Source organism: Pseudomonas sp. P1_A1 (assembly GCF_056406935.1).
Map to the genome: position 1 here is coordinate 1 of NZ_JBFTZE010000030.1, position 13,431 is coordinate 13,431.

Annotated in this window: 5 protein-coding genes; 4 read left to right on the plus strand and 1 reads right to left on the minus strand. The window is 61.3% G+C overall.

All coding sequences use genetic code 11. From position 1 onward, the window contains the following. Positions 1–7,162: beta strand repeat-containing protein (locus AC1D2Q_RS28470; protein WP_477815391.1), on the minus strand; the 7,162-nt coding region annotated here is incomplete at its 3' end. 938 nt (positions 7,163–8,100) lie between these two features. On the opposite strand from AC1D2Q_RS28470, the gene AC1D2Q_RS28475 reads away from it, so the two are divergent. The 4 genes from AC1D2Q_RS28475 (at position 8,101) to AC1D2Q_RS28490 (ending at position 13,409) form a co-directional block, all read left to right on the plus strand. Next, positions 8,101–9,705 (plus strand): tetratricopeptide repeat-containing response regulator, encoded by a 1,605-nt coding sequence (locus tag AC1D2Q_RS28475; RefSeq protein ID WP_019582899.1) that lies wholly within the window; start codon positions 8,101–8,103, stop codon positions 9,703–9,705. After that, on the plus strand, positions 9,702–10,394 hold the full coding sequence (locus AC1D2Q_RS28480; RefSeq protein WP_477815392.1) for a sensor histidine kinase: 693 nt from the start codon (positions 9,702–9,704) through the stop codon (positions 10,392–10,394). Before AC1D2Q_RS28475 ends, AC1D2Q_RS28480 begins: the two co-directional genes overlap by 4 nt. Before the next feature lie 320 nt (positions 10,395–10,714). Continuing rightward, positions 10,715–11,956 carry a glutamine synthetase family protein gene (locus AC1D2Q_RS28485; RefSeq protein WP_477815414.1) on the plus strand — a complete coding sequence of 414 codons (1,242 nt, stop codon included), beginning with the start codon at positions 10,715–10,717 and terminating at the stop codon, positions 11,954–11,956. Between the two features lie 70 nt (positions 11,957–12,026). Then, positions 12,027–13,409 carry an MFS transporter gene (locus tag AC1D2Q_RS28490; RefSeq protein WP_477815393.1) on the plus strand — a complete coding sequence of 461 codons (1,383 nt, stop codon included), beginning with the start codon at positions 12,027–12,029 and terminating at the stop codon, positions 13,407–13,409. Positions 13,410–13,431: the final 22 nt, after the last annotated feature.

Below are 13,431 nucleotides of genomic sequence, written 5' to 3' on the forward strand. Positions count from 1 at the left end.
GGGTACCGGCGGTGGAAATGTCGACGGCGGCATTGGTTTCGGTGAGGTTGGAGACGCCGGTGGACAGCACGGCCGCATCGTTGGTACCGAGGATGTGCACGGTGACCGAAGTGAGGGTGCCRTCGGCACTGCTCACSGCGAAGGTGTCGGTGTAGGTGGTRCCGGCGGCGAACTCGTTGTGCGCGGAGTTGGCGACGTAGGTCCAGGCTCCGTCGGTGCCGATGGAGAACTGGCCGTAGCTGCCGGCGGTGTTGGTTTGCGTGTGGAAGCTTTCCGGGCTGTCGATATCACTGACGGTCAGGCTACCACCCGTAGTCAGCGGAGCATTGGTTTCGGTCAGTGTGACACTGGTCGAGGACAGCACGGCGACGTCATTGCTGCCGGTGACGGTGACAGTGACCTGTTGGGTGTCGACACCGCCGAGGCCATCGCTGACCTGGATGGTGAACACTTCGTTATGACTTTCGCCGGCCTTCAGCGATTGCACCGCACTGGCGACGCCATCGGTGCCGTTGGCTAGGGTGTAGGTCCATTGACCGGTGCTGTCGACGGCGATCGAGCCGTAGCTGCCGGTATTGGACCCGGCGATGCTCCAAGTGGCGGTGGCCGCATGGTCGATGTCGCTCGAGTTGAACTGGCCGCTGACGCTGAGGATGCTGTCTTCCTGCACCGCGCCCATATCATTGCCGCTGGCGAAGCTGAGCACCGGCGCATCGTTGCTGCCAGTGACGGTGACGGTTACCTGCTGGGTGTCGACGCCGCCGAGGCCGTCGCTGACCTGGATGGTGAACACTTCGTTGTGACTCTCGCCGACCTTCAGCGACTGCACGGCACTGGCGACACCATCGGTGCCGTTGGCCAGGGTGTAGGTCCACTGGCCGGTGCTGTCGACGGCGATTGAGCCATAAGTGCCGTTAGCCGTTCCGGCGATGCTCCAGGTAGCCGTGGCCGCATGGTCGATGTCGCTTGAGCTGAACTGGCCGCTGACGCTGAGGATGGTGTCTTCCTGCACCCCGCCGGCATCATTGCCGCTGGCGAAACTGAGCACCGGTGCATCGTTGCTGCCGGTGACAGTGACGGTCACCTGCTGGGTGTCGACGCCGCCCAGGCCATCGCTGACCTGCACGCTGAACACTTCGTTGTGAGTCTCGCCAACCTTCAGCGACTGCACGGCACTGGCGACACCGTCGGTGCCATTGGCCAACGTGTAAGTCCACTGGCCCGTGCTGTCGACGGTGATCGAGCCGTAGCTGCCGGTGTTGGACCCGGCAATGCTCCAGGTCGCGGTGGCCGCGTGATCGATGTCGCTCGAGCTGAATTGGCCGCTGACGCTGAGGGTGGTGTCTTCCTGCACGGTGCCGGCATCGTTGCCGCTGGCGAAACTGAGTACCGGCGCATCGTTGCTGCCGGTGATGGTGACGGTCACCTGCTGGGTGTCGACGCCACCGAGGCCATCGCTGACCTGCACGGTGAATACTTCATTGTGAGTCTCGCCAACCTTCAGCGACTGCACGGCACTGGCGACGCCATCGCCATCGCTGCCGTTGGCCAGGGTGTAGGTCCACTGGCCCGTGCTGTCGACGGCGATCGAGCCATAAGTGCCGGTTGCCGAGCCATTGATCGACCAGGTGGCGGTGGCCGCATGGTCGATGTCGCTCGAGTTGAACTGGCCGCTGACGCTGAGGATGCTGTCTTCCTGCACCGCACCGGCATCATTGCCCGACGCGAAGCTGAGCACCGGCGCATCGTTGCTGCCGGTGACAGTGACGGTCACCTGCTGGGTGTCGATGCCACCGAGGCCATCACTGACCTGCACACTGAACACTTCGTTATGGCTCTCGCCGGCCTGCAGCGATTGCACGGCACTGGCRACGCCATTGGTGCCGTTGGCCAAGGTGTAAGTCCACTGACCGCTGCCGTCGACGGCGATCGAGCCGTAGGTTCCAGTTGCCGAGCCATTGATGGACCAGGTGGCAGTGGCTGCATGGTCGATGTCGCTCGAGCTGAACTGGCCGCTGACGCTGAGGGTGCTGTCCTCCTGCACCGCACCGGCATCATTGCCCGACGCGAAGCTGAGCACCGGCGCGTCATTGCTGCCGGTGACAGTGACGGTCACCTGCTGGGTGTCAACGCCGCCCAGGCCGTCGCTGACCTGGATGGTGAACACCTCGTTATGGCTCTCGCCGGCCTGCAGCGACTGCACGGCACTGGCGACCCCGTCGCTGCCGTTGGCCAGGGTGTAGGTCCAYTGGCCGCTGCTGCTGTCGACGGCGATCGAGCCGTAAGTGCCGGTATTGGACCCGGCAATGCTCCAGGTGGCGGTGGCATTGTGATCGATGTCGGTCGAGCTGAACTGGCCGCTGACGCTGAGGATGGTGTCTTCCTGCACTGCACCAAGCTCGTTGCCGCTGGCGAAACTGAGTACGGGTGCATCGTTGCTGCCGGTAATGGTGATGCTGACAGTCTGCGTTGCCGAAGCAGCGTTAGCCGCGCCGCTGTCATCGGTGGCGACCACCGTGTACGAAAAGGTGATGGTTTCACCCGCGCCGAGGAAGTCGAGGTTCTGGCTGGTGCTGTAATCCCAGCCGTCCTGATCGACCGAGAAGCCGGCGACCAGTGCCGAAGCCACGCCCGCATTGAGTGTGCCGCCGCTCCAGGTGATGTCGCCGTTGGCGGTGTGTGACACGGTCACCACGTCGGTGCTGTCCAGATCGGCAAAGCTCAGGGCGCCGCTGTCGCTCAGCATTGCCGCACCATCGCCCTCGTTCATAGCGCCGGTGGTGTCGGCAATTGTCAGGGTTGGTTGGTCGTTGGTGCCGGTGATAGTCACGTCCACAGTACTAGACGAGAGCGCGCCGTGTTCGTCCTGCATGGTGTAGCTCAGTGTCACGTGCTGGATTGCACCTTGCGCCAGATGATCGAAGTCGCTGCCGGGGGTGAACAGCAATTGGTTGGCGACCACGCTGACGGTGCCCTGGCCGAGCGGCGCGCTGGCGCTGTTCAGGGTGAACAGGTGGCCGTCATCGACGTCGGTGTCGTTGGCCAGCACGTCGATGGTCAGGGTTTGATTTTCCGTGCCGGCGGCCGTATCGGCCACCGCGACCGGACCGTCGTTGGTGCCGGTGACGGTCACGTCCACGGTGGAACTCGAAAGCGCGCCATGTTCGTCCTGCATGGTGTAGCTGAGTGTCACGTGCGCGACGGCGCCTTGCGCCAGATGATCAAAGTCGCTGCCTGGGGTGAACACCAATTGGTTGGCGACCACGCTGGCGGTGCCTTGGCCGAGCGGAGTGCTGGCGCTGTTCAGGGTGAACAGGTGGCCGTCATCGACGTCGGTGTCGTTGGCCAGCACGTCGATGGTCAGGGTTTGATTTTCCGTGCCGGCGGCCGTATCGGCCACCGCGACCGGACCGTCGTTGGTGCCGGTGATGGTCACGTCCACGGTGGAACTCGAAAGCGCGCCGTGTTCGTCCTGCATGGTGTAGCTGAGTGTCACATGCTGGACGGCACCTTGCGCCAAGTGGTCGAAGTCGCTGCCGGGGTTGAACACCAATTGGTTGGCGACCACGCTGGCCGAGCCCTGGCCGAGCGGCGCGCTGGCGCTGTTCAGGGTGAACAGGTGGCCGTCATCGACGTCGGTGTCGTTGGCCAGCACGTCGATGGTCAGGGTTTGATTTTCCGTGCCGGCGGCCGTATCGGCCACCGCGACCGGGCCGTCGTTGCTGCCGGTGATCGTCACGTCCACCGTACTAGACGAGAGYGCGCCGTGTTCGTCCTGCATGGTGTAGCTCAGTGTCACGTGCTGGATTGCACCTTGCGCCAGATGATCAAAGTCGCTGCCGGGGTTGAACASCAATTGGTTGGCGACCACGCTGACGGTGCCTTGGCCGAGCGGCGCATTGGCGCTGTTCAGGGTGAACAGATGACCGTCGTCGACGTCGGTATCGTTGGCCAGCACGTCGATGGTCAGGGTTTGATTTTCCGTGCCGGCGGCTGTATCGGCCACCGCGATCGGACCGTCATTGGTGCCGGTGATGGTCACGTCCACGGTGGAACTCGAGAGCGCGCCGTGTTCGTCCTGCATGGTGTAGCTCAGCGTTACGTGCTGGATTGCACCTTGCGCCAGATGATCGAAGTCGCTGCCAGGGGTGAACASCAATTGGTTGGCGACCACGCTGACGGTGCCTTGGCCGAGCGGRGCATTGGCAGTGTTCAAGGTGAACAGGTGGCCGTCGTCGACGTCGGTGTCGTTGGCCAATACGTCGATGGTCAGGGTCTGGTTTTCCGTGCCAGCGGCGACATCGGCCACCGCGACYGGGCCGTCGTTGGTGCCGGTGATGGTTACGTCCACGGTGGAACTCGAGAGTGCACCGTATTCGTCCTGCATGGTGTAGCTGAGCGTTACGTGCTGGATTGCACCTTGCGCCAGATGATCAAAGTCGTTGCCGGGGTTGAACAGCAACTGGTTGGCGACCACGCTGGCCGAGCCTTGGCCGAGCGGCGCGCTGGCGCTGTTCAGCGTGAACAGGTGGCCGTCGTCGACGTCGGTRTCGTTGGCCARYACGTCGATGGTCAGGGTCTGGTTTTCCGTGCCAGCGGCGACATCGGCCACCGCGACTGGGCCGTCGTTGGTGCCGGTGATGGTTACGTCCACCGTACTAGACGAGAGTGCGCCGTGTTCGTCCTGCATGGTGTAGCTCAGTGTCACGTGCTGGATTGCACCTTGCGCCAGATGATCAAAGTCGCTGCCGGGGTTGAACASCAATTGGTTGGCGACCACGCTGACGGTGCCYTGGCCGAGCGGGGCATTGGCAGTGTTCARGGTGAACAGGTGGCCGTCGTCKACGTCGGTGTCGTTGGCCARYACGTCGATGGTCAGGGKCTGATTTTCCGTACCAGCGGCSGTATCGGCCACCGCGACTGGGCCGTCGTTGGTGCCGGTGATCGTCACGTCCACCGTACTAGACGAAAGCGCGCCGTGTTCGTCCTGCATGGTGTAGCTGAGTGTCACGTGCGCGACGGCGCCTTGTGCCAGGTGATCGAAGTCGCTGCCTGGGGTGAACAGCAATTGGTTGGCGACCACGCTGGCGCTGCCCTGGCCGAGCGGGGCACTGGCGCTGTTCAGGGTGAACAGATGACCGTTGTCGACGTCGGTGTCGTTGGCCAGTACGTCGATGGTCAGGGTTTGGTTTTCCGTGCCGGCGGCGACATCGGCTACCGCGACCGGACCGTCATTGGTTCCGGTGACGGTGACAGTGACCAGATGGGTGGCGACGCCGCCGAGGCCATCGCTGACCTGCACGCTGAACACCTCGTTATGACTCTCGCCAACCTTCAGCGACTGCACGGCACTGGCAACGCCATCGGTGCCGTTGGCCAGGGTGTACGTCCACTTACCGGCGCCGTCGACGGCGATCGAGCCATAGGTGCCGGTATTGGACCCGGCAATGCTCCAGGTGGCGGTGGCATTGTGATCGATGTCGGTCGAGTTGAACTGGCCACTGACGCTGAGGGTGGTGTCTTCCTTCACGGCGCCGGCATCATTGCCCGTTGCGAAACTGAGCACCGGCGCATCGTTGCTGCCGGTAATGGTGATGGTCACGGTCTGCGTCGCCGAAGCAGCGTTAGCCGCGCCGCTGTTGTCGGTGGCGACCACGGTATACGAGAAGGTGACGGTTTCACCCGCGCCGAGGAAATCGAGGTTCTGGCTGGTGCTGTAGTCCCAACTGTTCTGATCGACCGAGAAACCGGCGACCAGTGCCGAAGCCACGCCCGCATCGAGCGTGCCGCCGCTCCAGGCGATGTTGCCGTTGGAGGTGTGCGACACAGTCACCACGTCGATGTTGTCCACATCGGCAAAGCTCAGTGCGCCGCTGTCGCTCAGTGTGGCCGTACCGTTGCCTTCGCTCATGGTGCCGGCGGTGTCGGCAATTGTCAGCGTCGGCCGGTCGTTGGTGCCGGTGATAGTAATGGTCACGGTCTGTACCGTGCCGTCGCCGATCGCCACGTTATAGGTCTGGGTGAGGGTCTGGCCTTCGCCCAGGAACTGCACGGCGGCGTTGTCTACCGCGAAGTGCCAGCCCAGCGAGCCGCTACCGGTGCCGGTGCTGTCGTGCAGTGGATCTGTGGTGAAGCTGCCCAGGTAGCCGGAAGCGCCCGGTGTGACGGTGACGCTGTGGGTGTCGATCAGGTCGGCGTCGGTGAAGGTGATGCTGCCGTTGGCTGCGTAGTCGCCACTGTCTTCCTTGGCATCGCCGGTCTGCACGCCGCTGGTGATGTGCACCTGGTCGTTGGTGCCGGTGAGGGTGATGATCACATTTTGCGTTGTCGACGAACCATGCCCATCGTTGACGGTGACCACATAGGTTTCGGTAGCTGTCTGACCTTGGGCCAGGTACTGGGCTGCCGCATTGTTCACGGTGTAGGTCCAGTTAACGGTGCCGTTGGCCGCATTGGCCGCTTCCATTACAGAGGCAAGGGCGAAGTTGCCCAGCGCTGTGGTATTGCCTCCCGCCGCCACGAATGAAGCGGTATGCGTGTCGCTCAGATCGACATCGCTAAATGCAATCGTGCCGGTCGTGCTCAGCGAGTCGGTCGTGCTCGGCGTCGTGGTTGCATCTTCGGTTACGGTGCCGGCCTGTGCGCCGAGGCTCATCGTCACGCTGTCATTCACACCTGCGAATTGCACCTGCGCAGTGGCCCAGCTGAGGGTGCCATTGCCGAGACGAATCGCGTACGTAAAGCTGTCTGCCAGGGACGCGCCGGCAGCAAGCTCTTGAAGTTGCGCCTTGAAAGCAGTCGATAAGGTCGCGGCGTCATAGCCAACTTTGCCATCCGATGTAATCCAGATTTTTGCCCCGTTGAGGCTGGTGTCGGTACTCGTAGCCTCAATTCTGCACGTGTCCTGGACCAGCAGATCGGCTGGAGCATAAACCTTGGTGGCAGTAGAAAGACTGGTCGCGTTATCAACTGACCAGAGCGTCTTTGCGTTACCGCCCAGGTCATTGGACATGACGTCCAGGTACACGACACCCTGCAGGTCTTCAGTGATGGTCGCGCTGCTCGTACCAATGACACCTGTTGTGAAAATGTCGTCCTGCGCCTGCGGCGTATTGGAAAACGAAGTAACGGTGCCGCCGCTGGTCGTGGTGGTGGTAGCCATGTCTTTCTCCCGAGAATGCTTTTTTATTGGAATCGCCAGGGACTGCTAACAGGACGAAGTCCCGTGTTTGTGCCGCTCAGGGTGTTCAGGAGCGGTGCGGGGCGGCCGCCGGACATCGTCGGCATTCCGGGCCCGACGCAATAGGCGCTGCGGGCAGAGGGACGCTGGTGTCGCGGGGGTGAAAAAGTTCGCCGCACTTGAGGAGCGAATCGCAGGAGCGGTTGGGCGAACGAGGGCCCAAGCCTGGGGCTGCGTTGCGCATGGCGCGCAATGATCTGAGAGTACCCATATGGCAGGGACCCCTGAAGTGATGGCTGGGTGAGGCCGTGTTTTGGTACAGCACTGACTCAGGGATACGGCCTTTCCTGATATCAGTTTGATAGGTGTTTAGTTGTGGGGTCAGGCTTTGTAAAGGTGTTAAACCAAGGTAACAGTACGATGTGCCAATATTCCGACAAGTGGATGTTTTGGTGTCAATATTACGTCGATTTGTTTTTGGCGAAGGGGCCGCAGGCACTCAATACGGGTGCGCCTAAAATGAGCTGAAACCCTTATGCGGCAAGGGCTGGCTGCGTATTTAAAGTGCTGGGACGCCCTCAAATTGCAACGTCAGCGGTTAAGAAAGCCCATCAGAGCATTCCTCTGGCGGTTTTTTTCTTGCTCGAACCACCTGACGACTTACGTGGAAAACCTGTCATGACAACGAATTACGCGATTGCACACCCGCTGCTTCAAGGGATTGCCACTGCTGGCCGATAACCCGATCGGTCGTTGTGAATTTCGTCTCCGGCGACCGGCAAACCTTATTGCGAGATTGTGCGAAATTGCTTGATAGCTGATGGCCTCCCGCTATTATCTGCGCGCCCAAAAAGTCGCCAAGCTGAACTCGCAGCCATTGCCTTTAGGTTGTTCTTCCTTAAATTGCCTGGAAATCTTCGATGCTGTCGTATCACCAAAAAAGCTTTTTGATCGTCGATGATTTCTCGGATTTCCGCAGTTCCGTCAGGTCCATGCTGCGGGAGTTGGGCGTCAAGGACGTCGACACCGCCGATACCGGTGAGCAGGCGCTGCGCATGTGCTCGCAGAAGTCTTACGACTTCATCCTGCAGGATTTCCACCTGGGCGATGGCAAGAAGAACGGTCAGCAGGTACTCGAAGACCTGATGATCGAAAAGCTGATCAGCCATGAAAGTGTGTTTGTCATGGTCACCGCCGAAACCAGCCAGGCCATGGTACTTAGCGCGCTGGAGCATGAGCCCGACGCTTATCTGACCAAACCGTTCAACCGCTCCGGCCTGGCCCAGCGCCTGGAGCGACTGGAACAGCGCAAGACCTTGCTCAAACCGATCCTGCAAGCGCTTGACCGAGGTAAACCGGTTGAAGTGCTCAATGCCTGCATCGCCTTGTGCAAACAAGACATTCGTTATTCGCCGCTGTGCCTGCGTTACCGCGCCGATGCGTTGCGCGACCTGAACCAGAACGAAGCGCTGGAGCGTCTTTACGACAGCATCATTGCGGATCGGCCTTTGCCCTGGGCGTTTGCCGGGTTGGGCCAATTGCTGTTCAAGCGCGGGCAGGTCAGCCAGGCCAAGGGCATTTACGAAAAAGCCTTGAAAGTCTTCCCGATGATGCCGGCCCTCTACGATGGCATGGCCGATGTGCTGGTCGCCGAAGGCGACACCAAAGCGGCGCAGAAAGTGTTGGAGGAAGCAATTCGCCTGTCGCCGCTGGCGGTGCGCCGGCAAGCGTTGCTGGGCAAACTGGCAATGGCCAACGAAGATTTCGACACCGCCTCCAAAGCCTATCGCCAGGCCGTGAACCAAGGGGCGCAGTCACGTTTCAAGGATGCAGAAAGCAACCTCGGCCTGGCCCATGCCTTGATCAGCAAAGGCGCGGAAAAGGGCCTGGACACACGGACCCGCCTGGAAATCAACACGACGCTGAGTGCGGTGGCGAAGGAGAACCCTTCCGACCCGGGCCTGCAGATTCGTGCGCGTCTGATGAAGGCCACCAGCCTGCTGCTCAACGATGCCGAAACCGCCGAGAAGCTCACCGAGCAAGCGATGATGCGCCTCGATGGCATGGAACAGTTCATGAGCGCCGAAGCGGCGCTGCTGGTGGCCAAGCAGTTGCAAATGCTGGGGCAGGCGAGTGCCGGTGCTTCGATGTTGAAAAACTGTGCGGAAATCTACGGCGACGATCCGACCGTGATGAAGGGCATCGCCAAGCTGACCGACGACCCGACCATCCTCAACTCGGGCAACGCCGCCGCCGACCTCAACCGTCAGGGCGTGCGGGTGTACAAGACCGGCAACCTGGTGGAAGCCCGGGAGGTGTTCCGCAAAGCCCTGGCGCTGCAACCGAAGAACATCAGTATTGCCCTGAACATGGCGCAGTCGCTGCTGCATGGCACCGACACCAGCGTCCCGTCGGCCGAGCTGGAAGAGTGCCGGGCCTGCCTGAAAACGGTCGGCCTGATGCCCGATACCGATGCGCGTTATCCGCGCTACCAGAAACTGAAAATCAAGGCGTTCGGCGAATGATCGACAGCGAACCGTCACTCGACTTCTCCACGGTGATTGCCTCCACCGTGCACGACATGAAGAACTCTCTGGCCATGCTGATGCAGGCGCACAGTCAATGGCTGGCACGCTTACCCGATCCTGAGCAGCACACCCCGGAGCAGGGCGTCATCGACTTCGAGTTCGCCCATCTCAATGACATGCTGGTGCAGTTGTTGGGGCTGTACAAACTCGGCGTCAATCAGATGCCATTGCAGCCGGCCTACCATGAGCTGGATGATTTCATTGAGGCGCAACTGGCGGCTCACCAGGACGTGTTCGCCAGCCGCGGCATTATCGCGACCTATGAAGTGGACCCGTTGAGCCCGCTGGGTTTCTTCGATCGAGAGCTGATTGCCTCGGTGCTCGCCAATTGCATCAACAACGCCATTCGTTACGCTCGCCACGCCTTGTTGATCAGCGTCAGCGATGAAGCCGGGCAACTGGTGCTGACCATCAACGACGATGGCGAGGGCTATCCAGCCGAGATGATCGAGCGTCAGGCCGATTACGTGCAGGGCATCAACCACAGCAGTGGCAGTACCGGCCTTGGTTTGTACTTCGCCGGGCGGATTGCTGCCTTGCATCAGCGTGATGGTGTGGGCGGACGCACCGAAATCAGTAATGGCGGGCCATTGGGCGGTGGTGTGTTCAGCCTGTACCTCCCATAAAACGCCGTTTCTGACCTGGAATACTCCCCGTAGGAGCTGGCGAAGCCTGCGATCTTTTGACTTTGTTTTTTAAAGGCAAGATCAAAAGATCGCAGCCTGCGGCAGCTCCTACGGTGCGATTGTGCCTTTTTGTTTGACGCTGCTTGATATTCCGAACGGCCGGAGCCTATTTTGTACGGGTCGCCGTTCGCGGCTCGTACAACAACAAGGATTGCGTCATGACTACCGATGGCCATCGTTCACTCGCTCAGCGATTGACGGGCATTGATGAGATTGAATGTGTCACGCCGGACCTGAACGGCGTACCACGCGGCAAGGTAATGACCGCTGAAGGATTTCTTGAGGGGCGGCGTTTGCAGATGGCGCGGGGAGTGCTGCTGCAATGCATCATGGGCGGCTATCCGCCCGCGCACTTTTACGGCAGCGACGATGGCGACCTGGCGCTGGTGCCTGATCCGGGGCAGATCCACCGCTTGCCCTGGAGTTCGCACCCTCGGGCACTGGCCATATGCGATGCGCAGGAGCTGACCGGCGAGAGCTCGCACCTGTCGACTCGCGGCCAACTCAAGGCGGTGATCGCTCGCTACGCTGCCCTTGGTCTGGCACCCGTTGTGGCGACCGAGCTGGAATTCTTTGTGTTCGCGCCCAACCCTGACCCGACGCAACCCTTCCAGCCGCCAGTGGGCCTGGACGGTCGTCGCGAGGACGGTCATTCGGCATTCAGCATCAGCTCCAATAACGGCTTGCGGCCGTTCTTCACTGAAGTCTACGCAGGCATGGCGGCGCTGGGTTTGCCGCGCGATACCTTCATGCACGAGATGGGCGTCAGCCAGTTCGAGATCAACCTGTTGCATGGCGATCCGCTGTTGCTGGCCGACCAGACCTTGCTGTTCAAGCATCTGCTCAAGGAAGTGGCGCTCAAGCATGGCCTGACCGTGGTCTGCATGGCCAAGCCGTTGGCTCACACGCCGGGCAGTTCGATGCATATCCACCAGAGCGTCGTCGAGATCGACAGCGGGCGTAACGTGTTCAGCGACGAGGCTGGCGAGCCGACCGCGACCTTCCGTCATTTCATCGGTGGCCAACAGGCTGGCCTGGCGGATTTCACCGCGCTGTTTGCGCCGAACGTGAACTCTTATCAGCGCCTGTGCCATCCTTTTGCATCGCCCAATAATGCCTGCTGGTCCCATGACAACCGCGCGGCCGGCCTGCGCATTCCGGCCAGTTCACCGGTCGCTCGTCGGGTCGAAAACCGCCTGCCGGGGGCTGACGCCAACCCGTATCTGGCGATCGCCGCGAGCCTGGCGTCGGGGCTGTATGGCATCGAAAACAAACTGGAACCGAGCGAAGCGGCCCGGGGCGAATTTGTGGTGCCGGATAATCTTGCGTTGCCGTGTACCTTGCATGCCGCTCTTGAACGTCTGAAACGTAGCCAATTGGCGAAGGAACTGTTCGGCAAGGAGTTCATCGAAGGCTACATCGCTTCGAAGACCCTGGAGTTGACCAGCTTCCTCGATGAAATTACTCCCTGGGAACGGCGTGTTCTAGCAGCCCAGGCCTGACGTCCTGTCGCCATCGGGCTATCGTTGTCGATAGCCCGATACTCACTGCAAGGAGCCGCTCGGAACGCCGATGCGCCAAATCCTGAAATCCTTTCGAGGACTTTATTTCGCCTCGCTGATGATGTTGATCGGCTCGGGCCTGTTGAGTACCTACCTTGCCCTGCGCCTGGCGGCCGATAAGGTCGACAGCCTGTGGGTCGGCGCGTTGATGGCGGCCAACTATTTCGGCCTGGTGCTGGGCGGCAAGATCGGCCATCGGCTGATTGCCCGGGTCGGGCATATTCGAGCTTATTCAGCCTGCGCCGGGATCGTCGGTGCGGCGGTGCTGGGCCATGGCCTGGTGGACTGGCTGCCCGCGTGGTTGTTCCTGCGGGTGATCGTTGGCCTGGGCATGATGTGCCAGTACATGGTGATCGAAAGCTGGCTCAACGAGCAGGCAGAAGCCAAGCAGCGTGGCGTGGTGTTCAGCGGCTACATGATCGCCTCGTACCTGGGGCTGGTGCTGGGTCAGCTGATTCTGGTCATGCACCCGGGCCTGGGCCTGGAACTGTTGATGCTGGTCGCGCTGTGCTTCGCCCTGTGTCTGGTGCCGGTGGCCCTGACCCGGCGGATTCACCCGGCGCCATTGCACCCGGCGCCGATGGAACCGCGCTTCTTCATCAAGCGCGTGCCGCAGTCACTGAGCACGGTGTTGGGGGCGGGATTGATCGTCGGTTCGTTCTACGGCCTGGCGCCGCTGTATGCCTCCCAGCAAGGATTGTCCACCGAGCAGGTCGGTCTGTTCATGGGCAGCTGCATTTTTGCGGGCCTGGTGGTGCAGTGGCCGTTGGGGTGGCTGTCGGACCGCTACGATCGGGCGCTGTTGATCCGCAGTTTTGCGTTTAGCCTGGCACTGGCCGCGTTGCCGCTGGCGATCATGCAGCAGGTACCGCTGGAGGTGCTGTTCATCGCCGGGTTCCTCTGTTCGTTGGTGCAGTTCTGCCTGTACCCGCTGGCGGTGGCGTTCTCCAACGACCACGTCGAGGGTGATCGCCGGGTGTCGCTGACGGCCATGTTGCTGGTGACCTACGGTGTCGGCGCGAGTGTCGGACCGCTGGTGGCCGGGGTGCTGATGAAGTTGTTCGGCAGTCACATGCTCTATGCCTTTTTCAGCTTCTTCGCGCTGGTGCTGGTGTGGCGAATCCGTCCGAAAGCGGTGACCAACCTGCATCAGGTGGACGATGCTCCGCTGCATCACGTGGCCATGCCCGACAGCATGTCGAGTTCGCCACTGGTGGCGTGCCTTGACCCGCGTGTCGATGAGCAGGTGGTGCAGGATCAGATGCAGAATCCGGTCAACCCGGAGCCTGATGCCAATCCGGATGCCGGGCCCGAACCTGAACCTGAAACAGTTTCGGATTCAGAAGACCCGGACGCAGGTCGCGAGCAAAGTTTTACCGAAGCGCGGCCTTGATCAAGGCATAAAAAAACGGGCA